The following is a 25,551-nucleotide window of genomic DNA, read 5'->3' on the forward strand; positions in this document are numbered from 1 at the left end:
GCTTCGTGGGGCACGACGGAGGGCTCCGGGGTCATGCTGCGACGGGCCTGCGCGTCCTGCTGGTCGCGGGCCTCTACGTCGCGGCGGCCAAACTGGGGCTCCAGCAAGAGCTGGTCCGGGGGCAGGTCACGCCGTTGTGGCCACCCACCGGCATCGCCCTGGCGTGCCTTCTGCTGCTGGGCGTGCGCATGTGGCCGGGGATCACCCTGGGCGCCTTCATCGTCAACATCACGCTCGGCCCGTCGATGCCCGCGGTCGTGGCGATCTCCGTGGGTAACACGCTCGCCCCGCTGTGCTCCTACCTCCTGCTCACCAGCGTGGGGTTCCGCAGCTCGCTGCTGCGGTTGCGGGACGCGCTCGCGCTGGTGTTCCTCGGCGCCCTGGCCGGGATGCTGATCAGCGCCACGGTGGGCAGCGCCACGCTGGTGCTGGCCGACGTGGTACGGCCGGGCGAGTTCTGGCCGACGTGGTCGGTGTGGTGGACGGGTGACGCCATGGGCGTGCTGGTGGTCACGCCGTTCCTGCTCGCGCTCCACCGGGCCTTCCAAGGGCCGTGGCACCCGAGTCCGGCCCGGGTGGCGGAGGCGGTGGCGTTGCTGGTCAGCATCTTCCTGGTGACGCTGCTGGCGACGAGCAGCTCCATCAACCTGCTGTTCCTCGTCTTCCCGTTCCTCATCTGGGCCGCCCTGCACTTCAGGCTGCTGGGCGCGACGGCCTGCGCGCTGGTCGTCTCCACCGTCGCGATCGTCGCCGCCGCCCGCGGCACCGGCCCGTTCGCGCACCATGATCTGCTGGTCGACATGGTCACGCTGCAGGCCTTCAACGGGTCGGCGGCGCTGACCGCGCTGCTGCTCGCGGTGATCATCGCCGAGCGCGACCAGGCGTACCAGAACATCGAGCAGATCTGCGCCCGGCTCGTCGCCATGGCGACCAGCCTCGAGCGCGGCCAGATCGTGAAGCCGTGGCCGGCCCCGCCTGAGCAGGACTCGTCACCGACCCGCCACGCCGACAGCGAGCTGCCGGGCTGACCTGTCCCGAACTGTCACATCCGGACGGGCTGTCTCGTCCCATCCACCGGAGCGGCGCACGCCGACGTCGATGTGCACAGGGAGGACAGGTGTCGAACCACAAGCACCACGCGAAGCGAGGGTCGCGATGAAGGTGCTGCTCGCCGGGGCGACCGGCGCCATCGGGCTGCCGCTGCTGTCCGCGCTGGAGGCGGCGGGTCACCAGGTGACCGCGATCATCCGCGACCCCGCCAAGGGGCGGCTCGTCGAGGATCGCGGCGCGATCGCGGTGGTGGCCGACGTGATGGACCGGGACGGACTGCTGCGCGCCGTGGACGGCCGCGCCGTCGACGTGGTCATGCACCAGGCCACGGCGCTCCGCGGCGCGCGCCGCACGCTGCGCCCCGACGACCCCACCCTCGCCCTGCGCGGCAGGGGGACCGCGCACCTGCTCGAGGCCGCGCGCGTGACAGGCGCCCGGCGCTTCGTCACCCAGTCGCTGATCACCGGGTACGGCTATCGCGACCACGGCAGCCGGGTCCTGACCGAGGACGACGTCTTCGGCCTGCGCGTCGGCAACGTGGGCGATCTGGTGACGGACGCCAGCGTGGCCACCGAGCAGCAGGTCTTCGCCGCGGACGCCATCGAGGGCATCGCCCTGCGCTACGGGATGTTCTACGGCAGGAACGCGTTCAGCGACATGTTCGCGGACCTGATGCGCAGGCGAGCTCCCGTGCTACCGCGGGGCAGGACGGCAACCACGTCGTTCATCCATGTGGAGGACGCGGCGGCGGCCGCGGTCGCGGCCATGGAACGCGGCAGGGACGGGCAGGCCTACAACATCGTCGACGACCACCCGGCGAGCTGGCGTGACTTCATCACCGCGGTCGCCCGGGCACACGGCACCCCGCGGCCGCTCGCGCTGCCCCGGTGGATGATGCGCCTGGCCGTTCCCTACCTGGGACATCTGATGATCGACACCTCGATGCGGGTCTCCCATGCCAGAGCGACGCGAGAACTCGGCTGGACCCCGACCTACCGCGACCTGCGGGCGGGTCTCGGCCTGGCACCTTCGAGCTGAGCCGCGGTCGTGACGCCGAAGCGCGTGGTCGGCCGTCCGTGTGATTGATCACGAGCCCCGGTCCGCCTTCCCGGCGCACCGGGGCGTTCTCACCGACACCCGTCATCGCCGACCGGGCGGAATCTGCACGCCGTGTGCCTGGAGCCGAGAAACGATCAGATCTCGAAGCTCACGTTCCTGAGCGGCCCTGTCGTGATGTCCCACCCGGTCACCGGTTGCCGCCCAGCGCTCGAGGACGTCAACCGTGAGAAGTCATTGGGCGATCGTGAGTTTGGGTTTCACGATCTCGTCCGGCGGCGGCCACTTTCCTGAGTCCGGAACGCCGGGTGTCCACTGGGCGATCTGATCCCAACCGGCCCGTCGGACGCTGCGCGCGAGGTCGGCCCGCTGACGACTGCCGTCGACCGTCTCGACGCCGGCGTCGTTGTCCATGCACGCGTCGACGAGCCCCCACTGACGGAGGGGCATCGCGATGACGAGGCCGACACTCATGACGGGCATGGTGCCGAGATCGCGGGAGGCGGTCAAGGTGGGAATCCGGGAAAGGCTACGTCGCAGCCCTCGGAGGTCCTTTCATCACTGGTAGCTGATCTGGTGCTGATCTCGTTCCGGGTGGAGGGCCTGCCGGAGATGCCCGGTCGTCACGGATCTGAGGCATGATCGCCGTCGGGCGGATCAGCACCTTCGACGCTGGGGGACGAGTCTCATGAGTAAGGTCACGCCGCAGCTGATCGTGGACGGTGCCGCGCCGCTGCACCCGGTGATCTCTCCGGACGGCCGGCGGGTGGCCTACACGGTCGCCGCGATCGGGCGGAACGAGCAGCACTCGAGCAGCGCGATCTGGGTCGCCGCGACCGACGGGAGCGCACCGCCCAGGAAGGTGACCGCGGGTACGGCGAAAGACTTCATCCCGCGCTGGGCGCCCGATTCCGGCTCGCTCTTCTTCGGGTCGGATCGGGTGGAGCGAGGCGCCGTCCAGATGCATCGGATATCGCTCGACGGCGGCGAGGCAGAGGTGCTGACCACCTGGAAGAGCGGGATCTCCGACCACCTTCCGCTCGCCGACGGCCGGCTGGTCGCGGTGGTGGCCGAGGCGCAGCCGACGGATGAGGACGAGTGCCGGCAGGCTGAACGCGACGACGCCAAAGTGTGGGGAGAGCGGGTGCCTCACGGCCGGTTGTGGCTGCTCGACCTGGACACCCGTCAGTTCCGCGAGGTGGACGGATTCGGCGACAGGCACGTCGTCGAGCTGGCGCAGCGTCCGGACGGCGGACCGCTCGCGGTGCTCACTTGGGCCACCCCGGACATCGATCCTGTCCGCTTCACCTGCGACCTGCATGTCGTCGACCTGGAGACCGGCAAGGTCCAGGATCTCGGCCCGGCGGGGTTGGAGGCGTCCTCGCCGACCTGGTGGAACACGGACGGCAGCTGGCATCTGTGCTACCTGGCGACGACGCCGCCTGGTCCGGTCGGGGGCCGCGCCGTCTTCGATCTCACCGTGCCCGAGTCCGGCGCTGCGGGGAATCATCGGAATCTGACCGGCGGCATGACCGTCTGCCCGTCGGGTCTGGCGCAGGTAGCCGACGGGCCGCCGCTGGCGCTGTTCGCCGACGGGCTCGACACCGCGGTCTACCGGCTCGATCCCGAATCGCGGCGGTTCCAGTGGATGTCCTCCGTGGAGGGCCACGCCGCCTCACTCACCGCGAGTCGCTCGGGCGAGGTCGTCGCCGCGCTGGCGAGCACGGCGTACGAGCCGATGAACGTCCACGCCGGGCCGCCTGCCGGTCGGCTCATCCGGCTCAGCGACACCAGACCTGAGCTGCGCGAGCTCGGGTGGGGAAGGCAGGAACGCCTCTCGTACAAGGCGTCCGACGGGCTCGACCTCGACGGGTTGCTGATCCTGCCGGCTGGGAGAAGCCGCCACGACGGCCCGTTCCCGCTCATCACGCTGGTGCACGGCGGGCCGTACGACAGGCATGCCGACCGGTTCATGCTCAGCGTGAACCCGTCCGGGCAGTGGCTCGCGACCGCCGGCTACGCCGTCTTCCTGCCCAATCCACGGGGCGGCGAGGGGCACGGGCACGCGTTCGCCGCGGCCGTGGCGGGCGCGGCCGGCATGGACGAATGGACGGACATCGTCAGCGGCATCGACCTGCTGATCGCCGACGGCGTCGCCGATCCGGAGCGGCTCGGAATCGGCGGGTGGAGCCACGGCGGGTTCATGGCCGCCTGGGCCGTCGGACAGACGAGCCGGTTCAAGGCCGCGGTGATGGGCGCCGGCATCAGCGACTGGGGCATGCTCGTCGCGACCGGTGAGTGGGGAACCCTGGAAGCAGGGCTCGGTGGAAGCTGCGGCTGGGAGGACACCGGCCCACACTGGCACGACCAGGTCAGCCCCATCGCGTACGCCTCGAAGATCCGCACGCCGGTGCTGATCCTGCACGGCGAGGACGACACGAACGTGCCGGTCGGCCAGGCCACGTACTTCCATCGTGCGCTGCGGTGGTTCGGGGTCGAGCACGAGTTCGTCGTCTATCCGAGAGAAGGCCACGCGATCCAGGAGCGCAACCACCAGCTCGACGTGCTGCGGCGCACCCGCGCGTGGTTCGACCGGTGGCTCGCCGATCCCGCATCGGACCGCACCCACGGAGCGGCGGCTCGTTGATCTCCCATCTAGAGTGCGAGCACGGGGTGTCCGGGTCTGCCGCCGCGAACCGATGGTGGGCGCCTTCCCTGCGTCTGCGGAGCCGACTGCCTGAAAGGTGACTGACTGGTGACGGGGTTGAGAACTGAGCGGCTGGTGCTGCGCCGCTGGCGTGAGGAGGATCTGGACCCGCTGGCCGTGATCGACGGAGATCCGGAGGTCATGCGCTTCATCGGCGACGGTTCGGTCCGCACCAGGGAGCAGACGGCGGCCGCGCTCGCGTTCATGGAGCGGAACTGGGACGAGCGTGGCTTCGGATTGTTCGCGGTGGAGCTGCGCGAGACCGGGCAACTGGCCGGCTGGGCCGGGCTGACGGTCCCCGGCTTCCTGCCCGAAGTGCTGCCCGCTGTGGAGATCGGTTGGCGGCTGGGACGGCAATTCTGGGGCCGGGGTATCGCCACCGAGGCAGCCGGAGAGGCACTGCGCTTCGGATTCGCCGAGGCCGGCCTGGATCGGATCATCAGCATCTGCCACGTCGATCACCACGCGTCCGTCCGCGTCATGACGAAGCTGGGCATGCGCCAGGAACGCGAGACGGTCGTCCCGGCCCACGGGCAGCCGGTGCGGGTCATGGCGATCACCCGGAGCGAGTTCGAGGCCGTCCACGGCGGCTGATCCGCAGGGGTGACGCCGTATCCTCACAGGTCATCGTCATCATGTCCGGCTGGTGGTCCTGCCGGATCAAGCCGAATCCGTAACGTACTGTGATTGCATGAGTGCTTTGCGTGAGACTTATGAGTCTCTGAACCTCGAGCCCAAGCCGATCCGGCCTCACGTCCTCGCCTGCGCGAGCGTGGTGTTCGGCGACGACTACTACGCCGGCCGCCGTGAGGAGATCAGCCTCTCCGGGTTCGTCCAGCTCAACAAGTGGCCGATGCCCGGCTTCGAGCACCGTGTGGACGAGCACGGCCATGCCGAGTTCGACCTGGAGCTCATCAGCGCTCCCGAGGTCGGCATCAAGGGCTTCAGCTACGAACTCGACGACCGCGTCCAGGTGCTGGCCAACCCGTTCCTGCCCAACACCGGCCGCATCCGGCAAATCGTGCCAGGCAAGAACTTCCCCGCGGAGCTTCGCCTGCGGCACTTCGGCATCCTGGAGAGCAGCACGCTGCGGCTGGCGCACCGCAACGTCATCACCCTCTGCGGGATCGTCGACCATGTTCCGCCCTTCAAGAAGCCGCTCACCGGGCCCCTGTTCGGCCGTCCTCGCGGCGACGGCCCTTTCGACATCGCCCAGGCGCCGAACGTGCTGCGCGGCACCACCCTGCCCGAGGCGTGGTACCCGGCGGACGACGAGAACGAGCCAGTGGGGATCACGCCCACACTGTTCTTCGCCCCGAGCGCGGCCCCGTACCTGTTCATGCTGGTCGACCCTTCATTGATCATGCAGGTGTCAGTGGAAGGCGCCATCGAGGTCGAGGTCGGCGGCAAGACGGAGCGCGTCGAACTGGCCGGCGACCACGCCAAGGCGGCGGGGGCCGAAATCCTGCTGTTCGGGCCCGACAAGCACGGCGAGGGCACCGGGGTGCTGGCCCAGTTGGCTCGCGCCGCCCTGGTGGGCCACTGCCCCGCGCTCGGCGGCCGGGTGATGTTGCGGGCGAGCTGGTCCCGGCCGTCCGGCGGCACGCTCGGCGAGGGCACCGAGGACAGCCTCAGCCGGGTGCGCTTCCCCAGCGAGCTGCACCTCGACGCCGAGTTCGAACTCGTCACCCCGCACGGCACCCTGTACGCGGCCAATCCCGTGCACGTCGGCGGCAAGCTCACCGACCTGGAGCTCACCGGCAGCGAGCTGACCCTGCAAGGCGCGGACGCGCCGCTCGTCACCACCGACGGGACGGTCAAGGCGCGCCTGACCGGCATTCGGCTCGCCCTGCGGGCAGCGATCGTCGGCGAGCACGCCGCCGTCAACAGCTGACACCCCGCCACAAGGCAAGCGACCATCGCCCATCAGGGCAAGCCTGCTCTCTGTCCTGTCGACCTTCCCCGGGCACGCCACACAGGGTGCCCGGGGAAGGTGTATCCAGCGCCGCAATGTGTGATCTGAGCGGCCCATCGCCTGGCTGCCGGCCGGGGCCGTCTGCCACTCCGGATGCTTGGCGATCAGGCCCAGGCGCCGGCTAGCGCGGTCCTGGGCCGGCGGCGATGACGGCGCGGTCGGGGTCCGGCAGCCACTGGTGCCGCGGGTCGAACGGCCGGAAGGTGGCCTCGACGAAGCGGATGAGCCGGGCCAGCACCGGGTGCTGGTTCTGCCGGTGGCACAGCAGCGAGCACGGGTACACGGGCACGGGCTCGACGATCGGGACCTGGACGGTGCCCGGATGCCAGGGGAGCCGGCACAGCTTCCCCACAAACCCGATGCGCTCGACGGCGCCGATCTCCTCCACGAAGTACTCCCAGCCGAAGTCCGGCCCCGAGGCGTCGATCCGGATGTCGAACGCGGCGCCGAGGAAGCGGTAGAACTCGGCCCACTCGCTGTCCGGGACGTTGCCGGGCATCCACACGGTCGATCCCGACAGCTGTTCCATCGTCACGTCCCGCCGCTCGGCGAGGGGATGGTCGCGGCCCACCAGCAGGTGCAACGGTTCCAGGTAGGCCGGGACGTACCGGAGGTCCTCCTCCAGCGTCCCGCTGACGCGGGCGAAGGCGGCGTCGACGGACCCGCGGGCGAGCGCGCCGCGCGCCGATCGCAGCCCGTTGGAGGTGACGACGTCGATGTCGACGTCCTCGGCGGTCTGGTGGAAGGCCCGGATCAGGTCGATGGACCCGAGCCGGGTGTCCAGCACATCGACCCGGAGCGACCGGCGCCGGCCGCGCAGCACCTCGAGTGCCTGGTCGGCGATGCCGACGAGGGCGCGCGCGTGATGCAGGAACGTCCTGCCGTCCTCGGTGAGGTCGGCCCCGTTGCGTGACCGGAAGAACAGCCGCACACCGAGGTCGGACTCCAGCTTCGCGATCCGCTTGGAGACGGCCTGCTGGCTGATGCCCAGCCGGGCCGCGGCCTCGCTGAAGGACCGGTCCTCGGTGACGGCGACGAAGGCGCGGACCGTGCCGAGATCGAGGTCCGCCCCGCCTCGCTCGACAACCGATGGTTGTGGCATATCGGCGTGTCGATTGTTGGACAACCGGGCCTGCTCTCGGGTCGAATGCTCGGGTTCGCAGCCGAGCCTACAACTGGGAGGCGTGGTCTTCGGTGAGGTCATTCGTCCATCTCCACGTGCACACCGAGTACAGCATGCTCGACGGCGCCGCCAAGGTCGGCCTGCTGATGGACGAGGTCTCCCGGCAGGGGATGCCGGCCGTGGCGATGAGCGACCACGGCAACGTGCACGGCGCGTACGAGTTCTACCGAACGGCTCGCCGGGTGGGGATCAAGCCGATCATCGGCATCGAGAGCTACGTCGCGCCCGCCTCTCGGCACCAGCGGCAGCCGGTGTTCTACAGCGACAACCTGGCGCTGCGCCGCTCCGACGACGAGACCGGCGAGGGCGGTGACGTCTCCGGGCGCGGCCTGTACACCCACATGACGATGTGGGCGGCCGATGCCCGGGGCCTGCGCAACCTGTTCCGCCTGCAGTCCCGCGCCTGGCTGGAAGGACACGTCCAGAAATATCCGCGCATGGACGATGAGCTGCTCGCCGAGCACAGCCAGGGCCTCATCGCCACGACCGGCTGCCCGTCCGGCCAGGTGCAGACCCGGCTGCGGCTCGGCCAGTACAGCCAGGCCGTCGAGGCCGCCGCCCGCTGTCGCGACATCTTCGGCCCGGACAACTACTTCCTGGAGTTGATGGACCACGGCCTCCCCATCGAGCGCCGGGTCCGCGACGACCTGCTCAGGCTCGGCAAGGAGCTCGACCTGCCGCCCCTGGCCACCAACGACTCGCACTACGTCACCGAGGACCAGGCCCAGGCGCACGACGTGCTGCTGTGCGTCGGCACCGGCAAGCGGCTCACCGACGCCGGCCGCTTCCGCTTCGGCGGCAGCGGCTACTTCGTCAAGTCCCCCGAGCAGATGCGCGCGCTGTGGGACGGCGAGGTGCCGGGCGCCTGCGACAACACCCTGCTGGTCGCCGAGCGGATCGGCGACTACGACGAGGTGTTCGCCCATCGGGACCTGACGCCGCGCTTCCCCGTCCCCGAGGGCGAGAGCGAGTCCAGCTGGCTGCGCCAGGAGACCCTGCGGGGCGCGCGGCGCCGCTACGGCGGGCACCCGCCGCAGGAGGTGCTCGACCGCATCGACTACGAGCTGTCGGTCATCGACACCATGGGCTTCCCCGGCTACTTCCTGGTGGTGGCCGACATCTGCCGGTACGCCCGGGAGAACGGCATCGGCCTGGGCCCCGGCCGCGGCTCGGCGACCGGGTCACTCGTCGCCTACTGCACGGGGATCACCCAGCTCGACCCGATCGAGCACAAGCTGATCTTCGAGCGTTTCCTCAACCCCGAGCGCGTCTCCATGCCGGACGTCGATCTCGACTTCGACGACCGGCGGCGCGACGAGATGATCGACTACGTCACCCGCAAGTACGGTGACGACCGGGTCTGCCAGATCGTCACCTTCGGCACCATCAAGGCCAAAGCCGCCATCAAGGACTCCTGCCGCGTGCTGGGCCTGCCGTACGCCCTGGGCGATCGCATCACCAAGGCGTTCCCCGCGGCGGTCGGCGGCAAGGAGATCCCGCTGGCCGCCATCCACGACGAGCACCACGCGCGCCACGGCGAGGCGGCCGAGCTGCGCCAGATGTACGAGCAGGACCCCGACGTCAAGCAGGTGATCGACACCGCGGTCGGCATCGAGGGCCTCACCCGCGGCACCGGCATCCACGCCGCGGGCGTGATCCTGTCCAGCGAGCCGCTGATCGACGTGATCCCGCTGGCCAGGCCCAAGGCCGACGGCCCGGTCATCACCGGTTTCCCGTTCACCCAGGCCGAGGACATGGGCCTGCTGAAGATGGACTTCCTCGGCCTGCGCAACCTCACCGTGATCGGCGACGCGATCGCGGGCGTCCGCGCCAACAAGGGCATCGACATCGACATCTTCGACGTCCCGCTCGACGACGCCAGGACGTACGAACTGCTGGCCCGCGGTGACACGCTCGGCGTCTTCCAACTGGACAGCGGCGGCATGCGGGTGCTGCTGAGACTGATGCAGCCCACCACGTTCACCGACATCGCCGCGGTGAACGCGCTGTACCGGCCCGGCCCGATGGAGATGAACGCCCACACCAACTACGCGCTGCGCAAGACCGGCAGGCAGCCGGTCGAGCCGATCCACCCCGAGCTCGGGGAGGTCCTCGAGCCCATCCTGGGCGACACCTACCATCTGGTCGTCTTCCAGGAGCAGGTCATGGCCATCGCCCAGCAACTGGCCGGGTACTCCCTCGGCGCCGCCGACATGCTGCGCCGCGCCATGGGCAAGAAGAAGAAGGAGGTCCTGGACGCCGAATGGGACCGCTTCTCCACCGGCATGCGCGAGCGCGGCTTCGCCGAGGAGGCGATCACGGCGGTCTGGGACGTCCTGGTCCCCTTCAGCGGCTACGGCTTCAACAAGTCGCACACCGCCGGCTACGGGCTGGTCTCCTACTGGACCGCCTACCTCAAGGCCAACCACCCCAGCGAGTACCTCGCCGCGCTGCTCACCTCGGTCGGCGACGACAAGGACAAGATGGCCGTCTACCTGGCCGACAGCCGGCGCCTGGGCATCAGGGTGCTGCCCCCCGACGTCAACGCCAGCCGGCTCGACTTCGCCGCCGTCGGCTCCGACATCCGCTTCGGGCTGGGCGCCGTGCGCAACGTCGGCGCCGGTGTCGTGGACGCCATCGTCGCCACCCGGGAAGCCGCCGGCCACTTCACCGACTTCAACGACTTCCTCGCCAAGGTCCCGTCCGCCGTCTGCAACAAGCGCGTCATCGAGTCGCTGGCCAAGGCCGGCGCCTTCGACAGCCTGCGGCATCATCGCAAGGCCCTGGTCGCGGTCCACGAGCAGGCCGTCGACGCGGTCATCGACGTCAAGCGGAACGCGGCCCGCGGCCAGGAGTCGCTGTTCGGGCAGCCGGGCGAGAGCGGCGCCTTCTCGATCGCGATCCCCGAGGGAGAGTGGGACAAGGCCACCCTGCTCGCCTTCGAACGCGAGATGCTCGGCCTCTACGTCTCCAGCCACCCGCTCGACGGCGCCGAACGCGTCCTGGACGCCAACCGCGACACCACCATCGCCGACCTCCTGGCCTCCGGACGGCAGGACGGCGTGTGCCGCGTCAGCGGCATCGTCTCCGGCCTGCAGCGCAAGGTCACCAAGCAGGGCAGCCCGTGGGCGATCGTCACCCTCGAGGACCACGACGCCGCCGTGGAATGCCTCATCTTCCCCAAGACCTACACCCTGTACGGCGAAGCACTGGCCCAGGACCGCGTGATCTCCGTGCGGGGACGGATCAACGTACGCGACGAGACGGTGAGCGTCTACGGCGAGGAGGTCAAGCTCCTCGACGTCTCCCAGGCCGGCACCGAGCCTCCCGTGGTGATCTCGGTCCAGGAGGCTCAGCTGAACCCGCGGCTGGTCCGGGAGTTCAGGCACATCCTGACCGCCCATCCCGGCCGGGCTCCCGTCCACGTGCGCGTGCACCGCCACGGGACCACCAGCGTGCTGATGGACCTGCAGCCCTTCCGGGTCGCACCGGAACCGGCGTTCTACGGCGACGTCAAGGCGCTGCTCGGGGCCAACGCGATCGGCCACGCGTGATGGGCGACTGGCCGTGCCCCCGATGCCGCGCCGACAGCGTCCTCGCCGTCCTGCGCCGCCCCCACGCCTGGACGAACACATCGGGAAACCCGGTCCGGGGCCACAGCGACGTGCTCCTGTGTGCCCGCTGCGACGCGGACGATCCCCTCACCGGCCCGATCATCACGTACTTCGCCGTCCACGGATCGGCGCGGCCGGAGAACGTGGGGCAGCTCGCCCGGCTCCTGCTGCGCTGGGTCGACCGGGCGCGACCGCCGGCGCCGGACGAGAAGGCGCTGCGAGCCGAGGCCGAGGCTTGGCGCCGGGGCGAGCTGTGACCGCCGGCGATCAACGCCGCCCGCCCGGGTGGCGGGCCGGCGGCGGGTCCCGGCATCGGACCGGGTTCCCGTGCGAGACACGGGGGTGTGGCGCTGGACGGCCGGGCGGCGGCGGCCACCACCAGCGCCGATCCGACCCGTGATCGCGAAGTGTCACTGGAGCTTCCAGTGCCGTGAAATTTTGCGCCATCAGTGCCGATATCCCCGTACGGACATTGGCTAGGGTGATGCGGGTGGATGACGCGGCGGGGTCCATGAGCGAGCCTTGGCGGGTCGGTGATGTCATCGACGGCCGGTACGAGGTGACCCGCGTACATGAGCACGGCGGGATGGGGCTGGTGTACCGGGTCCGGCACCTGCTGTGGGGCGCCGATCTCGCGGTGAAATGCCCCCGCTCCGAGCTGTTCCGCGACGCAGCCGACAAGGAGCGGTTCGTCACCGAGGCCGAGGTGTGGGTGTCGCTGGGGCTGCACCCGAACGTGTGCGCCTGCCACTACGTTCGCACGCTCGGCGGCATTCCTCGCGTGTTCGCGGAGTACGTCGCGGGCGGCAGCCTGCGTGACTGGATCGACGACCGCAGGCTGTACGAGGGTACGGAACGTGAGGTGCTCACCCGCATCACGGATTTCGCGATCCAGACCGCGTGGGGCCTTGAGCATGCGCACAGCCGTGGCCTGGTGCACCAGGACATGAAGCCCGCGAACGTCCTGCTCGATGAAGAGGGCACCGCGAAGGTCACCGACTTCGGGCTGGCCAGGGCTCGCGCCGTCGCCACGACGACGCCCACACGCGACAGCGCGCCCGGCGTCAGCGTGCTGGTCCCTTCCGGTGGCCTGACCCGTGCCTACGCCTCGCCTGAACAGGCCTCTGGCGAGGCGCTGGGCAGGCGTACCGACATCTACAGCTTCGCGGTGTCGGTGCTGGAGATGTTCACCGGCGGGATCAGCTGGATGGCGGGGCCGATCGCGGGGGAGGCGCTCGCGGCCTACCGCACCGAAGGACCGGGCGCAGCCGGGCTTCCTGCCATGCCCGGTGAACTCGCCGACCTGCTTGAGCGGTGCCTGAGCTTCGACCCCGCGGATCGGCCGGGCACGATGGCCGAGGTCGCCACCAGCCTGGCCGGGATCTACCAGCGGATCTCGGGTGGCCTCTATCCACGTGCCACGCCTGTGGCGGCCGATCTGCGGGCCGGCGAGCTCAACAACAAGGGAGTGTCGCTGCTCGACCTCGACCGCACGACCGAGGCTCGGGAGACGTTCACCGCGGCGCTGGCGGCGGACCCGCAGCACCTGGAGGCCACCTACAACGCCGGCCTGCACCAGTGGCGCCACGGCGAGATCACCGACGAAGAGCTCGTCACCGGGCTCGAAGCGATCCGCGCCGATGCCGGGGACCCGCGGCAGGCCCGCCACCTGCTCGCCCAGGTACAGCTCGAGCGCGGCGACCTCACCGCCGCCCGCGCGCTTCTCGAAGAGATCGGTGACGAGCCCGAGGTCCAGGCGGCCATGCGGACCGTCCAGTCAGGACGACTCACCGACGCGCGCTGTGTCGAAGCCAGAGCGATCCCGTGGGCGCTGTATCGGGATGACGAGCTGACCGAACCTGACGGGCCGTACAGGATGGGCCCTTACATTCTCACCAGCCTCACCCCCGACGGTCGGCTGCTGCTGACCGGTGGCCGCGACGGCATGGCGAAGTTATGGGACCTGCGCAGCGGGGAGTGCCTACGGGAGATCAGGGCGCACAGCGGAGAGCTGTGCTCGGTCGCTCTCACCTCTGACGGACGCTTCGCCGCCTCCACGGGCAAGGACGAAACCCTGCGGCTGTGGGATCTCGGGACAGGACGCTGCGTGCGCGCGTTCCCACTCGAACCGCCGCCCCGGTTCGGATACGCGACCAATCCTGTCGCGCTGAACGCCGACGCGAGCACGGTGCTGGTGTCGAACGCGGACGGGCCGATCCAGGTCTTGGACGTCCATGGCGGAAAGATCAGGCGGACCCTCGCAGGGCTCGCAGGCGGCGTGCGCTCGATCGAACTGACCGCCGACGAGGGCTTCCTGCTCTCCACCGGCAAGACCACAGGCGAAGTCCGGCTCTGGGATCTGAGCTCAGGCCGCCACCGGACGATCCGCGCCGCCGACACTCCGACGGTCAGCGCCAGTTGCCTTGACCCGGGGGGCCGTTTCGCGGTCATCGGCGCCAAGGACGCCACGATCAGCTTGTGGGACCTCCGCACCGGCCGCTGCCTGCGGACCATGAAGGCACCCTCCGAGGTGGAGACCCTGTCACTGAGCGCGGACGCGCGTTTCGTGCTCTCCGGCTCGATGGACAAGACCGTCCGCCTCTGGGATGTCGCCGGCGGGCGTTGTCTGCGGACCTTCCGTGGGCACCGCTCCGCTGTGCGTGCCGTACGGCTGAGCGTGGACGGCCGCTCCGCGGTCTCCGCGGGCCAGGACAACGCGGCCCGCACGTGGGGCCTCCCCCTCGATTGGAGCGCCGCACCGCAGCTGAGCAAGCCGCGGCGGCACGAGGAACTGAGCCGGCTCGCCACCGAGGTCGAGGCCCTGGTCTCCGAGGCGGAGCAGGAGATCGCTGCCTCCCGGTACTCGCACGCGCTCGACCTGCTCACCCGGGCAAGGGCGATCCCTGGTCACGAGCGAGCGGCTCAGGTGCTCACCGCCTGGCGGGCGCTGGGCCGGCACACGGTCCGTATCGGCCTGCGGGGGGTCTGGCCGACGACGACCTTCGCCGGGTACTCCGTCGCACTCTCCGCCGACGGCAAGATCGCGGTCACTGACGGCGGCGACGGGGCCGCCCGGCTCTGGGACGCCGCCAGCGGAGCCTGCGTGCGCGTCCTTGAAGGCCCTGCGAGCGCGTTGAACGACCTCGCCCTGAGCGCCGACGGCCGACGAGTGCTGGCGGCAGGGCACGATGGCAAGCTCCGGCTGTGGGACGCGGGGACCGGTAAGTGCCTGCATGTTCTGTTCGCGGCCACTCACAGCGCGCACTCGGCGCGGTTCTACGACGGCGGCCGGAAAGCGGTGGCCGCCGTCAATGACAGGCTGCAGTTCTGGGACCTGGCCGAAGGCCGCCTCCTGCGGGCCGTCGAGAAATGTGACATGGCGGACTCGATCTGGGTCAGCCCTGACGAACGCGTCGCCGTGACAACCGGTCGAAGCACGAAGATCACGCTGTGGAATCTCCGAAGGCAACGGCGGTTGCGCGTCCTGGAGGGGCACGAGGACCGGGTGAGGTCGGTGTCCATGAGCACCGACGGGCGTTACGTGGTGTCGAGCGGCGACAGGTGCATCCGGTTGTGGGACGTCGCGTCGGGGGCGTGCGTGCGAGTTCTCGAGCACCCGGGCTATGCCATGGAAGCCAGGCTCAGCAGCGACGGGCGCTTCGTGCTCTCGGCTGACGGCGACTCCGTCCTCAGGGTCTGGGATGTCCAGAGCGGGCAGATGCTGCGTGCCCTGGAAGGACACCACAGGCGGATAAGCGGGCTCGCGTTCGCCCCCGACGGTAGCTTCGTCCTGTCCGCGGGCGGCGGGACCGTCCAGCGCTGGGAGCTCGACTGGGAACTGGCCGCACGCGAACCAGTGGACACGGCCGAACACCGAGGCGCGATGTGGAGCAGGATTTGGAAACGGCGATGACGCGGCCGGCCACCGTCACGTTGAAACTGGTCAAGGGCACGCTCGCCACGACCGACTACGTGTTCGACGAGCGGACCACCTGCGTGCTCGGCCGCGCCGACGACTGTGAGCCGCAGTTGCCGAACGACAAGGACCACAGCACCGTCTCCCGGCATCACTGCCTGCTCGACCTCAACCCGCCCGACGCGCGCATCCGCGACTTCGGCAGCCTCAACGGAACCTACGTCAACGGCAAGAAGATCGGCCAGCGCGAGGCGCACCAGACGCCCGAGGAAGGCGCAGCGCTGTCGTTCCCCGAGTACGACCTGGCCGACGGCGATGAGATCAGGATCGGCGAGACGGTCTTCAGGGTCGGCATCCTGCCCGCCGAGGGCGTGGTGAAGCGCACGCTGGAGCTGGCCAGGTGCAAGGTCTGCGACAGGGAGGTGGGCAGCGAGGTCGGCGCCCGCTCCGGTGCGTACGTCTGCGCCGCCTGCCAGGCCAAACCGGCGGAAGTGGTCGCGATGCTGCTGAACCTCGCACGCGGCGGGCGCCGCGACCTCGCCTCCGTCGCCGGGTACACGATCCTTCGCGAACTCGGCCGAGGCGGGATGGGCGCGGTGTTCCTCGCCCGCCACGAGAGCACAGGCGAGGAAGTGGCACTGAAGGTGATGCTGCCGAGGGTGGCGGCCGGCGCCGAAGCGCACGCCCGATTCCTGCGCGAAGTGCAACTCACCAGGGCGCTGCGACACCCGAACGTCGCCGCCCTGTACGACGCCGGATCAGCAGACGGCACGTTCTACTTCACCACGGAGTTCTGCGCGGGAGGCAGCCTCGACCAGCTCCTGAACCGCAGGGGCGGGCGCCTCCCCGCCACGGAGGCCGTCAGCCTGGCACTGCAGGCGCTGGAAGGCGTGAGACACGCGCACGAGCAGGGCATCGTCCACCGCGATCTCAGTCCGCAGAACATCCTGCTGAGTAAGGAGGCCGACGGCACCCTTGCGGCGAAAGTGGGCGACTTCGGCCTCGCCAAGGCCTTCGACCAAGCCGGACTGAGCGGGCTGACCAGGACGGGAACGGCCGCGGGCAAGCCCTGGTACATGCCCCGCCAGCAGGTCGTCAACTTCCGCAACGCCTCGCCCGCCGTCGACGTCTGGGCGCTCGCCGCCTGTCTCTACCACGCCCTGACCGGCCAGTACCCGAGGGATTTCCCCGCAGGAAGGGATCCGTGGCAGATCGTCCTGCAGTCACCGCCGGTGGCGATCCGCCGCAGGGACCCAGGCGTACCCAAAGCACTGGCCGCCGTCATCGACAGAGCGCTGCAGGAGAAGCCCGCGATCGGTTACCAGAGCGCGGCCGACCTCCACGACGCGCTCCGCACCTTGACCCCGTGACCGCGGCTTACGCGCCCACCCGGCAGCCGCGATGGCCCTGGTCAAGATCGCCGGGGGGCGAGGGAGACGCCGACGCCACCAGGCCACGGCCGCCGGCCGGCTACAACTGTCGAAGGGTTATCACCCCCGGAGGTTCACCGGGAGAGCGGTCAACCGGCTTCCCTGGATGCCGCCGAGGTCGGTCTGCTGGAGTTCGGCGAGCGGCACCGCGAGGCGTGCGCTGGGGAAGTCGGCCCGTACGACCGCGACGATCGCGCTCAGCTCGAGTTGGGCCAGTTGGGCGCCGGTGCAGTAGTGGGGGCCGGCGCCGAAGGTCAGGTCCGGTCCGATCGACCGGCCGGGATGGGTGTTGATGCCCTGGATGTCGATGAGCACCGGGGAGCGGGCGGGCAGCCGTACCCCGGCGAGCTCGATGTCGGCGGCGGTGAACCGCCAGAGGCTGAAGGGCGCCGGCGCGTGGCGGCGCAGCGTCTCCCGGACGAAATCCTCGATCGTGACCTCCTCCGCTGGGACGCCGTCGCCGTCGAAGACGTGAGCGAGAAGGAATCCCAGCGACGGGTCGGTGGTGAGCTGACCGGCGTAGATCAGCGTGAAGATCAGGTAGTGCATCTGGGCCTCGGTGAGCTCTTCGGGGACCCGTTCGCGCAGCTCGGCGGCCAGGCCGTGCCGGCCCTCGTCGAGTGCCGCGGCGGCCAGTTGCCCGAAGGCGGCCATGGCCGCGCTCACCTCGCGGGGGTCGGCGCTGTGCATGCCCCGGCAGGCCGCGATGGCCTGGTCGATCCGGTCGAGGGGTACGCCGAGCACGTCGCAGACCACGGTGAGGGGGAACCGGGTGGTGAAGTCGGCCATCAGGTCGACCGTCTCACCGGTTGCGGCGAGTGCGGTGAGCTGATCGCGGGCGAAGCTCGTGATCCGTCCGGCGTAGTCCTGCATCCGCCGGGCGGTGAAGAGGGGAGCGTGCGCCCGGCGCAGCCGCGCGTGCGCCGGGCCGTCGAAGGTGGTCAGCGACGGCTGCGCGGCTGCGGTCGGCTCCAGTCCCGCGGTTCGCGGGTCCCAGTGCGCCGGCGCGTAGGCGGTGTCTTTCACGATGTGCGGGTGGACGAGGGCCTCCCGGGCGAGGGCATCGTCGGTGATGATCCATGCCGGGCCGCCGGCCGGGGCGTCGGCCCGGACGATGGGACCGGCGGCGCGCAGGGCGGCGCGGGCGGGATGGGGTTCGCCGATCCCGCGGACGGTGACGGCGAACGGGTCGACGGTGGCACGGGGCGCGTCGGTCATGGAGTCTCCTTGGGGGTGGTCTGGATCGGAGGGTGCGGCAGGCGTCACGTGTGGGTGTTCTTGGGGAGGAGGAACATGAGCGCGGCCGCGGCGGCGTAGCAGGCGATCTGCCAGGGCAGGATCGTGGCGAGGGCGTCGCCGTACGCGACGAGACCGGAGGCTCCGTCGCGCAGGGAGCCGTCCAACCGGGCGAAGAACACGACGCCGAGGACGGCGACGCCGAGCGCGTTGCCGATCTGCGTGATGGTGGTGAGGACACCGCCCGCGGCTCCGGCGTCCTGGGCGGGCACGCCGGCGAGAACGACGTTGATCAGGGACGGGGCGGTGAGACCCAGCCCCAGACCTCCCATGAACAGGGGCATGGCCAACTCCCAGGAAGAGGGCTCGCCGCCATCGCCGACGACGAGGAGCAGTACGACCTGGGACGCGGCCAGGAGCAGCGCGCCGTAGACGAGAAGGGCTCGACCGGCACGGTGAGCGAACCGGACGCCGATCCCGGAGGTGATGATCGAACCGACGGCGTACGGCAGGATGACCAGCCCGGTTTCGAGGGCGGTACGTCCGGCGCCGAGCTGGAGGTAGAGGGACAGCAGCAGGAAGAAGGAACCGAGCGCTCCGAAGAACAGCACGGAGACCGACAGGCCGGTGGCGAAGGCGCGTACGCGAAGGAGCGCGGGGTCGAGGATCGGCTGCGCGCCCCGGGCGACCAAGCGCCGCTGCCTGAGGAGGAACACGGCCGTCGCGGGAGCCGAGAGCGCCAGGACGGCGAAGCCCCACCAGGGCCAGCCCCACTCGCGTCCCTGGATCAGGGGCAGGAGCAGGAGCGTGGCGGCGGTGGCGGCCAGAACCGCCCCCGTCAGGTCCAGCCGGGTACGGCCCGGCGAGCGGGATTCGGGCATGGCTCGGGCCCCTACGATCAGCGCGATGATCGCGATCGGCACGTTGACCCAGAAGATCGCCCGCCACCCCAGACCGAACAGGTCGGCTTCGACCAGAAGCCCGCCGAGCAGCGGTCCGGCCACCGAGGCCAGACCGAGCACGGCACCGTAGGCACCCAGAGCCCTCGCGCGTGCGCCGGGCTCGAATGATGCGCGGATGACGCCGAACACCTGCGGGATCATCAGGCCGCCGGCCAGGCCTTGCGCGACGCGCATGCCGACCAGCGCTCCGGGGCTCGGCGCCAGCCCGCAACCGGCCGAGGCCAGCATGAACGCGGCCAGCCCCAGCAGGAAGACGCGGCGGCGCCCGTACAGGTCACCGATGCGGCCCCCGGTGATCAGGCCCGCTCCGACCGAGAGCGTGTAGCCGGCCAGCATCCACTGCAGTGCGGCCTGGCCGGCGCCGAGGTCCTGGGCGATCGCCGGGGCCGCCACGCTGACGATCGTGGCATCGAGGAGCTCCATGAAGGACGCGGTGAGGACCGCGGCCAGGACGACGGTCGCCGTGCGGCCGGTCAGGAAGAGCGCAGGTGCCGTTCGGTCGCCGTGGCGGCGGGTGGGGGTGGTCATGCTGGGCTGAACTCCCTTGTCAGGAGGCAATGGGATAGCATGTCTGCGCAACACAGTAGCTGCGTCACGCAGCAAAAGTATCACGAACTTCACTGCGCGACGCAGCGAAATAATGGGGAGGGGTGCCACGATGGCGGAGCCGGGACCGGGCAGAGAAGCGCTACTTGCCGAGGTCACGAAGGACGTGGTGCCAAGCTGGGCGATCCTGGTCGTTCAGCTCAACAGCCTGGTCGCCGAGCGGCTGGGGGTCACCGACACCGACGTGCAATGCCTTCACGTACTGGGCCGTCACGGCCCGACGACACCGGGCATCCTGGCCAAGCACGTGAACCTCACCACCGGATCGGCCTCACGCATGATCGACCGGCTCGTCGCCGCAGGCTGCGTCCGCCGGGTGGCCGACCCTCACGACCGCAGGAAAGTGCTCATCGAGCCCACCCAGGAAGGACTCGACCGGGTCAGTGCCGCCTACTCGGGACTGATCACCCGCACACGAGACGACCTCGGCGACTTCGACGACGCGGAGCTCGCCACTATCGTCCGATTCATGAGAACGGCCGAACGCAGCACCGCCGCCGAAATCCACCGGCTCCAAGCCATGGACGGCAGCGCGGGAGTGCACGCCCAGCACACCGCTGGTTAGCCGACGTCGGGAACCCATCGAACGACGGCGGGAAGGGACTGGCGCGCAGCATTGCCCAGGTCGAATTCGCCCGGCCAGGAGAGCACGCGCGGTTGTCCGACGAGAACGTCGCGCCTGCTGCCCGGCCGTTACCGGCGTTGCCGGCCACTGCGGGCTGCTCGCGGTGTGGTCTGGCCATTGATCGTTTCTGGTCGCAGGACCGGCGATGTCGGTGGTCGGTCGGCGGGTGTCCACGATCCCCCTCATCTGGTCGCCCTGACGTCGGGATTAGGGTGAAACTCGGCGGAGGAATGAGGTGCCGAGATCGACGATCGGCAAGGAGACCTCGATGGACTACGACCTATTCGAACAGGGCGACATCCAACTGCAGAGCGGCGCCACACTGCGCGACGCCAAGCTGGCTTACAAGACCTACGGCGAGCTCAACGCTGACAAGAGCAACGCGATCGTCTATCCGACGTGGTACTCGGGCCAGCACTACGACAACGAGTGGCTCATCGGCGAGGGCATGGCACTCGATCCGTCGCGATATTTCATCGTCATCCCCAACATGTTCGGCAACGGGCTCTCGTCGTCGCCGAGCAACACCCCGCCGCCACATGACGGGGCACGGTTCCCGGACGTGACGATGTACGACAACGTCCGAGCCCAGCACCGTCTCATCACCGAGCGGTTCGGCATCGAGCGCCTGGAACTCGTCACGGGCTGGTCGATGGGGGCCGGGCAGACCTACCAGTGGGCGCTCAGCTACCCCGAAATGGTCCGTCGGATACTCCCCTTCTGCGGCTCGGCGAAGACCAGCATCCACAACATCGTCTTCCTTGAGGGCGTCAAGGCTGCGCTCACCGCCGACTCGGAGTGGAACAACGGCTGGTACCGCGAGCAGCCGCGGGTCGGACTTCGGGCGATGGCCCGCGTCTACGCCGGCTGGGGTTTCTCCCAGCAGTTCTACCGGGAGAAGCTCTACGAGCGCGAGCCGCTCCGCTACGGCTCTCTGGAGGACTTCCTCGTCGGCTTCTGGGAGGGGTTGTTCCTCAAGCGCGACGCGAACAATCTCCTCACCATGCTGTGGACGTGGCAGAACGCCGACATCGGCAAGACCCCGGGTTTCAGCGGCGTCGAGGCGGCACTCGCCGCCATCCGCACACCGGCGATCGTCATGCCGGCCCAGCAGGATCTCTACTTCCCGCCCGAGGACAACGAGTGGGAGGTCGCCCACATGCCCCTTGCGGAGCTGCGGATCATTCCCGGCTCGTGGGGGCACTTCGCCGGAGGGGGGCTCAACCCGGTGGACACGAAGTTCATCGACAACGTGCTCAAGGAGTTGCTCGCGCGGGAGGTCTAGGAGCTGTTTCTCAGCTCTCCTGACGGTGGGCACCGGTTTGTCGCTCTTGGTCATCCCAGCACCGTGACCGGCAGATTTGCGCAATCCCGTGCGGGTAGAGGTGCCGCGACCGGCCCACCGTGGCGCCGGTCCGGGGGCGCAATCTGCCACTGAAACGCATGGAGACGCGTATGACGTACGGGATCTGGGAGTATCGGCCCTCGTCCAACTACAGCGCGGACGCCGGCCTGGTCGGCTACAAGGTCGAGGCGACCGACGGCTCGATCGGCAAGGTCGACGAGGCCAGCGAGCAGGTCGGCTCGGCCTACCTCATCGTCGACACCGGGCTGTGGATCTTCGGTAAGAAGGTCATGCTGCCCGCCGGCACCATCGACCGGATCGACACCGAACAGCAGAAGATCTACGTCGACCGTACCAAGGAGGAGATCAAGAACGCTCCCGAGTACGACCCCGACAGGGGCCACGACGACGTGGACTACCGCGAGCGGATCGGCGGCTACTACGGCCCGTTCTACGGCGGTGCCTAGCCCCGATGCCGTGCAGTTGACGGCGGATGTGTGGCCGCTCCCGCAGACGACCAGTCGGCGCAGGCTGGGCAGGTGCAACGTCTCCAGAGCGACCTGGATCAGGCTCGTGGTGTGCGTGAGCAGCCGGTGGGCGAAGGGAGGAGCTGCGTCAAGCGCGCGCCTCAGCCCTGCTGGATGCGGCTGGTCCTGGGTCCGATCATCAGAGCGCTGATCGCGGCCCTGGGTTCAGCCTGTTACGCCCGCCACAGCGCGACCGGGCGTATTCGTCGGCCATGACCCCGCCGCCGACGGGTCGCATGGGTGCATGCCGGAGAAGTTGATCACACGTGCCCTGGCGGGTCCCGCGCCCCGCGTGGGGGCGCCGCACCCATCAGGGCCGCGGCCAGGTCCGGACCGGCCTCCTCGTGTTATACGGTAGGGGGGTACCGTACGTTGAGGAGGAGACGCATGCGACGCCTGACGGCACTGGACCCGGCAGACGCACCCGAGAAGTCCCGGGAGCTGTTGAACGACATCATCGGCAGGAGGGGCGGCGTGGGCCAGATGGTGTCCACGATGGCCCACTCACCTGCGCTGCTGCAGGGATACCTCGACTTCTCCAAGGCCATGAAGCGGACGAAGCTCCCGCGGCCGCTCAGCGAGAAGATCTCGCTGGCCGTACAGGAATGGATCGGTTGCGCCTACTGCCTCGACGCGCACGCCGAGGCCGGTCGCGCGGCCGGCCTGAGCGAGGCGGACATCGCGCTCGCCCGCCAGGGCACCTCCGTCGACGCCCGTGAGGCGGCACTCATCGCCGTGGCCGTTCGCGTGCTGGCCGAGCCGTCCTCGCTGACCGACGAGGACGTGGCGGAGCTGCGGGCGCACGGCTGGAGCGACCGGATCATCGCGGAGATCGTCGGCCTGGTCACCCTCAACCTGCTGACGGGCGCCTTCAACCTTCTCGCCGGCCTGGAGCCGGCCGAAGAGAGCGTGTAGGGGGCGGGCCGTCACCCCGGCCGGCTCCGGGACGGCCGCGGCCGATGGCGCCCGCGGCCGTCCCGGCGGAGGCCGTCCTACGCTCGGGCGATGCGGCCGGTCGCCGGGGCGCGGTCATCGCGGCCGGCGGGGCCGGCGGGGGCTCGGCCCTGCAGGTGCACGGCCGCCGCGCACGCCCACCCCACGACGGCCAAGCCGCACCACGGCAGCGCGGGAAGACCCAGCGACCGGCTCGCGTCGAGGGCCGCGCCGGTGAGCAGGTTGCCCACCGCGACGCCGATGCCGGACAGCGTGCTGTAGAACCCGTAGGAGGTCCCCACCAGCCGGTCGCCGCCCAGCTCCGTGATCGTCGCCATCTCGAACGGATAGACGACCATCGTGGCCACGGTCAGCAAGGCGGTGGTGAGCAGCACGGGAGCCAGCACGAGAGCCGGTGGCGGTGTCATCGGAACGGCCAGCGGCAGGAACGACGCCCCCATGAGCGTCAGACCCCGCACGATGGCCTGCCGTGCCGTCCATCGGGCCCTGATCCAGGCGGTCAGCCGTACCTGGCCCGCCACGGCCAGCCCGCCGGACACGGCGAACAGCAGCATGACGCCGACCTCGCCTCCCGTGAGCCGCCGCACCTCCAGCGGCAGCCCGAGATAGACCTGGAAGTTCAGGACGTACGAGCCGGCCATGGCCAGGGAGAACAGCAGCAGGGGGCGGTTGCGGAGCACCTGCCGCCAGCCGTACAGGATGGATCCGTCACGGTGGCCGGCCCGCGCGGGCATGGCCCTGACCTGCGCGACGGCCAGGAGGGCGAAGAGCGCGGCCGCCACCAGACACGTCAGCCGGAAGCCCGCGCCCTGGAGAAGCAACCCGATGAGCGGCCCGATCAGGATGCCGGCCTGGTAGAAGACGTTGAAGGCGGCGAACGCCGCCACCTTGCTGTCGCCCGCTTCGTGGGCGAGGTAGGCGCGCGCGGCCGGGTTGAACAGGGCGCCGGCCAGCCCGGTGAGCGCGGAGGCGATGATCAGCACGGGTACCGCCTCGGCCAGGCCCAGCAGCGCGAATCCGGCGGTGCGCAGGACCAGCCCGGCCAGGATCATCGGCTTGTAGCCCAGCCGGTCGGCCAGGCTGCCGCCGAGCAGGAACATGCCCTGCTGGCTGAGGTTGCGCACGCCGAGGATCAGCCCGACGAGCCAGACGGCCAGGCCGAGGTCCCCGGCCAGATGGTTGGCCAGGTACGGCATCAGCATGTAGAAGCCGATGTTGATGGTGAGCTGGTTGACCAGCAGCAGCCTGATCGGCTTGGTGAACGACCTCATGGCGCCACCGGGTCGATGACGGTCGTGCACCGGGTCCAGCGCCGCACTTCGGTGTCGAGCGGGTGGCCCACCTCGTCCGGCTCGGGATCCGGCTTGCGGGAGAGCAGGCCGTGGTCGTCACAGTAGGCGTCGTTGTAGATCGTGTCGGCGTAACGGTGCGGACCGTCGGGGAAGATCGCGGCGATCCGCGTGCCGTCGGGGTGCGTCCTGGCCAGCCACGAGGAGACCAGGGCCACCGCGCCCACGCTCCAGCCGCCGCTGGCGTAGTGCCCCGACGCCAGGCGCCGGCAGGCCCAGACCGCCTCGTCGGGCGCCACCCAGTGGATCTCGCTGAAGCTGTCGTAGGCGACGTTGCGCGGATGGATGCTGCTGCCCAGGCCGCGCATCAGCCGCTGCCGGGCGGGCTGACCGAAGATCGTCGAGCCGATCGTGTCGACTCCGACCAGGCGAACGCCGGGGCAGAGCCGCCGAAGCGTCCGATAGACGCCCGCGCTGTGACCGCCGGTGCCGACGCTGCAGACGAGCACGTCGATCCGGCCGAGCTGGTGGGCGAGTTCCCTGGCCAGGTCGTCGTAGGCGCTGACGTTGTCGGGGTTGTGATACTGGTCGGGGCAGTGGCTGCCCGGGTTCTCCTCGAGGAGCGCGCGCACGCGCTCGCGCCGTGCCTGCTGCCAGCCGCCGGTGGGGTGCGGCGCCGGCACCGTGTCGACGCGGGCGCCGTAGGCGCGCAGCAGCCGATGCATGGCGGGCTCCATGCCGGGATCGGTCACCAGGACGACCGGGTGGCGGTAGACGATCCCGGCCAGGGCCAGTCCCAGTCCGAGCGTTCCGCTGGTCGACTCGATGATCGAGGCTCCCGGCCGGAGCGCTCCCCTGCACCGCGCTTGCGCGATCATGTACAGCCCGGGGCGGTCCTTGATGCCGCCGGGGTTGCATCCCTCCAGCTTCGCCCAGAAGCCGCGCTTCCCGTCGCCCCAGAGTTCCGGCACCCACAGCACCGGGGTGTCGCCGACCAGGCTCGACAGTTTCGGCGCACGGCAGAGCCGGCGCCTCTCGGTGGTTCCCATGATGAATGTCCTTGCCATGACGCGTGC

19 protein-coding genes are annotated in these 25,551 nt (G+C 70.0%); 13 read left to right on the plus strand and 6 right to left on the minus strand.

Features of this window, described 5'->3' with window-relative positions; genetic code table 11:
- Nucleotides 1-5: 5 nt before the first annotated feature.
- On the plus strand, nucleotides 6-1,028 hold the full coding sequence (locus ACWDLG_RS40690) for an MASE1 domain-containing protein (protein ID WP_449930295.1): 1,023 nt from the start codon (nucleotides 6-8) through the stop codon (nucleotides 1,026-1,028).
- A 127-nt stretch (nucleotides 1,029-1,155) separates the two neighbouring features.
- Nucleotides 1,156-2,088, plus strand: coding sequence for an NAD-dependent epimerase/dehydratase family protein (locus ACWDLG_RS40695; RefSeq protein WP_449930297.1), 933 nt, complete (start codon nucleotides 1,156-1,158; stop codon nucleotides 2,086-2,088).
- Nucleotides 2,089-2,340: 252 nt separating this feature from the next.
- On the opposite strand, the gene ACWDLG_RS40700 is transcribed toward ACWDLG_RS40695, so the two are convergent.
- Nucleotides 2,341-2,580: a hypothetical protein gene (locus tag ACWDLG_RS40700; protein WP_449930299.1), complete on the minus strand. Its 240-nt coding sequence runs from the start codon at nucleotides 2,578-2,580 to the stop codon at nucleotides 2,341-2,343.
- 214 nt (nucleotides 2,581-2,794) lie between these two features.
- On the opposite strand from ACWDLG_RS40700, the gene ACWDLG_RS40705 reads away from it, so the two are divergent.
- The 3 genes from ACWDLG_RS40705 to ACWDLG_RS40715 all read left to right on the plus strand — a co-directional run bounded on the left by ACWDLG_RS40705 (nucleotide 2,795) and on the right by ACWDLG_RS40715 (nucleotide 6,707).
- A complete protein-coding gene (locus ACWDLG_RS40705; protein ID WP_449930301.1) occupies nucleotides 2,795-4,753 on the plus strand; it encodes a S9 family peptidase in 1,959 nt (652 codons plus the stop codon).
- A 108-nt stretch (nucleotides 4,754-4,861) separates the two neighbouring features.
- The gene (locus tag ACWDLG_RS40710) at nucleotides 4,862-5,407 is read left to right on the plus strand and encodes a GNAT family N-acetyltransferase (protein WP_449930303.1); all 546 of its coding nucleotides are present in this window, start codon (nucleotides 4,862-4,864) and stop codon (nucleotides 5,405-5,407) included.
- A 97-nt stretch (nucleotides 5,408-5,504) separates the two neighbouring features.
- Nucleotides 5,505-6,707: a DUF6004 family protein gene (locus tag ACWDLG_RS40715; RefSeq protein ID WP_449930305.1), complete on the plus strand. Its 1,203-nt coding sequence runs from the start codon at nucleotides 5,505-5,507 to the stop codon at nucleotides 6,705-6,707.
- A 202-nt stretch (nucleotides 6,708-6,909) separates the two neighbouring features.
- Here ACWDLG_RS40715 and ACWDLG_RS40720 read toward each other — a convergent pair whose 3' ends face one another.
- Nucleotides 6,910-7,890 carry a LysR family transcriptional regulator gene (locus ACWDLG_RS40720; RefSeq protein ID WP_449930307.1) on the minus strand — a complete coding sequence of 327 codons (981 nt, stop codon included), beginning with the start codon at nucleotides 7,888-7,890 and terminating at the stop codon, nucleotides 6,910-6,912.
- 92 nt (nucleotides 7,891-7,982) lie between these two features.
- Here ACWDLG_RS40720 and dnaE point away from each other — a divergent pair, with 92 nt between their 5' ends.
- The 4 genes from dnaE (at nucleotide 7,983) to ACWDLG_RS40740 (ending at nucleotide 16,871) form a co-directional block, all read left to right on the plus strand.
- Entirely contained in the window at nucleotides 7,983-11,525 is a 3,543-nt protein-coding gene (gene dnaE / locus ACWDLG_RS40725) for a DNA polymerase III subunit alpha (RefSeq protein WP_449930309.1), read from the plus strand.
- On the plus strand, nucleotides 11,525-11,842 hold the full coding sequence (locus ACWDLG_RS40730; protein WP_449930311.1) for a DUF6300 family protein: 318 nt from the start codon (nucleotides 11,525-11,527) through the stop codon (nucleotides 11,840-11,842). Before dnaE ends, ACWDLG_RS40730 begins: the two co-directional genes overlap by 1 nt.
- A gap of 254 nt (nucleotides 11,843-12,096) precedes the next feature.
- Nucleotides 12,097-15,498 (plus strand): protein kinase domain-containing protein, encoded by a 3,402-nt coding sequence (locus tag ACWDLG_RS40735; RefSeq protein ID WP_449930313.1) that lies wholly within the window; start codon nucleotides 12,097-12,099, stop codon nucleotides 15,496-15,498.
- Complete coding sequence (locus tag ACWDLG_RS40740) at nucleotides 15,495-16,871, plus strand: protein kinase domain-containing protein (protein WP_449930315.1); 1,377 nt, start codon at nucleotides 15,495-15,497, stop codon at nucleotides 16,869-16,871. Before ACWDLG_RS40735 ends, ACWDLG_RS40740 begins: the two co-directional genes overlap by 4 nt.
- A gap of 120 nt (nucleotides 16,872-16,991) precedes the next feature.
- Here the strand turns inward: ACWDLG_RS40740 and ACWDLG_RS40745 are convergent, their stop codons facing one another.
- Nucleotides 16,992-18,149 carry a cytochrome P450 gene (locus ACWDLG_RS40745; protein ID WP_449930317.1) on the minus strand — a complete coding sequence of 386 codons (1,158 nt, stop codon included), beginning with the start codon at nucleotides 18,147-18,149 and terminating at the stop codon, nucleotides 16,992-16,994.
- 44 nt (nucleotides 18,150-18,193) lie between these two features.
- On the minus strand, nucleotides 18,194-19,657 hold the full coding sequence (locus tag ACWDLG_RS40750; protein WP_449930319.1) for an MFS transporter: 1,464 nt from the start codon (nucleotides 19,655-19,657) through the stop codon (nucleotides 18,194-18,196).
- A 130-nt stretch (nucleotides 19,658-19,787) separates the two neighbouring features.
- Between ACWDLG_RS40750 and ACWDLG_RS40755 the strand changes: the two genes are divergently transcribed.
- The 4 genes from ACWDLG_RS40755 (at nucleotide 19,788) to ACWDLG_RS40770 (ending at nucleotide 23,147) form a co-directional block, all read left to right on the plus strand.
- Entirely contained in the window at nucleotides 19,788-20,300 is a 513-nt protein-coding gene (locus ACWDLG_RS40755) for a MarR family winged helix-turn-helix transcriptional regulator (RefSeq protein ID WP_449930321.1), read from the plus strand.
- Nucleotides 20,301-20,628: 328 nt separating this feature from the next.
- A complete protein-coding gene (locus ACWDLG_RS40760) occupies nucleotides 20,629-21,645 on the plus strand; it encodes an alpha/beta fold hydrolase (protein ID WP_449930323.1) in 1,017 nt (338 codons plus the stop codon).
- Nucleotides 21,646-21,815: 170 nt separating this feature from the next.
- Nucleotides 21,816-22,172, plus strand: coding sequence for a PRC-barrel domain-containing protein (locus ACWDLG_RS40765; protein ID WP_449930325.1), 357 nt, complete (start codon nucleotides 21,816-21,818; stop codon nucleotides 22,170-22,172).
- A 447-nt stretch (nucleotides 22,173-22,619) separates the two neighbouring features.
- Nucleotides 22,620-23,147 (plus strand): carboxymuconolactone decarboxylase family protein, encoded by a 528-nt coding sequence (locus tag ACWDLG_RS40770; RefSeq protein ID WP_449930327.1) that lies wholly within the window; start codon nucleotides 22,620-22,622, stop codon nucleotides 23,145-23,147.
- Nucleotides 23,148-23,224: 77 nt separating this feature from the next.
- Here ACWDLG_RS40770 and ACWDLG_RS40775 read toward each other — a convergent pair whose 3' ends face one another.
- The gene (locus ACWDLG_RS40775) at nucleotides 23,225-24,457 is read right to left on the minus strand and encodes an MFS transporter (protein ID WP_449930329.1); all 1,233 of its coding nucleotides are present in this window, start codon (nucleotides 24,455-24,457) and stop codon (nucleotides 23,225-23,227) included.
- The gene (locus ACWDLG_RS40780; protein ID WP_449930331.1) at nucleotides 24,454-25,524 is read right to left on the minus strand and encodes a PLP-dependent cysteine synthase family protein; all 1,071 of its coding nucleotides are present in this window, start codon (nucleotides 25,522-25,524) and stop codon (nucleotides 24,454-24,456) included. Before ACWDLG_RS40780 ends, ACWDLG_RS40775 begins: the two co-directional genes overlap by 4 nt.
- Nucleotides 25,525-25,551: the final 27 nt, after the last annotated feature.

The sequence above is a fragment of the Nonomuraea sp. NPDC003727 genome, from assembly GCF_053586935.1.

Bases quoted from the DNA above. Each gene is read 5' to 3' on its own strand.
- ACWDLG_RS40700 (WP_449930299.1), bottom strand. From the start codon at position 2,580: ATGAGTGTCGGCCTCGTCATCGCGATGCCCCTCCGTCAGTGGGGGCTC.
- ACWDLG_RS40720 (WP_449930307.1), bottom strand. From the start codon at position 7,890: ATGCCACAACCATCGGTTGTCGAGCGAGGCGGGGCGGACCTCGATCTC.
- ACWDLG_RS40765 (WP_449930325.1), top strand. From the start codon at position 21,816: ATGACGTACGGGATCTGGGAGTATCGGCCCTCGTCCAACTACAGCGCG.
- ACWDLG_RS40750 (WP_449930319.1), bottom strand. From the start codon at position 19,657: ATGACCACCCCCACCCGCCGCCACGGCGACCGAACGGCACCTGCGCTC.
- ACWDLG_RS40780 (WP_449930331.1), bottom strand. From the start codon at position 25,524: ATGGGAACCACCGAGAGGCGCCGGCTCTGCCGTGCGCCGAAACTGTCG.
- ACWDLG_RS40705 (WP_449930301.1), top strand. From the start codon at position 2,795: ATGAGTAAGGTCACGCCGCAGCTGATCGTGGACGGTGCCGCGCCGCTG.
- ACWDLG_RS40735 (WP_449930313.1), top strand. From the start codon at position 12,097: ATGAGCGAGCCTTGGCGGGTCGGTGATGTCATCGACGGCCGGTACGAG.
- ACWDLG_RS40740 (WP_449930315.1), top strand. From the start codon at position 15,495: ATGACGCGGCCGGCCACCGTCACGTTGAAACTGGTCAAGGGCACGCTC.
- ACWDLG_RS40695 (WP_449930297.1), top strand. From the start codon at position 1,156: ATGAAGGTGCTGCTCGCCGGGGCGACCGGCGCCATCGGGCTGCCGCTG.
- ACWDLG_RS40755 (WP_449930321.1), top strand. From the start codon at position 19,788: ATGGCGGAGCCGGGACCGGGCAGAGAAGCGCTACTTGCCGAGGTCACG.
- ACWDLG_RS40770 (WP_449930327.1), top strand. From the start codon at position 22,620: ATGCGACGCCTGACGGCACTGGACCCGGCAGACGCACCCGAGAAGTCC.
- ACWDLG_RS40775 (WP_449930329.1), bottom strand. From the start codon at position 24,457: ATGAGGTCGTTCACCAAGCCGATCAGGCTGCTGCTGGTCAACCAGCTC.
- ACWDLG_RS40730 (WP_449930311.1), top strand. From the start codon at position 11,525: ATGGGCGACTGGCCGTGCCCCCGATGCCGCGCCGACAGCGTCCTCGCC.
- ACWDLG_RS40760 (WP_449930323.1), top strand. From the start codon at position 20,629: ATGGACTACGACCTATTCGAACAGGGCGACATCCAACTGCAGAGCGGC.
- ACWDLG_RS40715 (WP_449930305.1), top strand. From the start codon at position 5,505: ATGAGTGCTTTGCGTGAGACTTATGAGTCTCTGAACCTCGAGCCCAAG.
- ACWDLG_RS40745 (WP_449930317.1), bottom strand. From the start codon at position 18,149: ATGACCGACGCGCCCCGTGCCACCGTCGACCCGTTCGCCGTCACCGTC.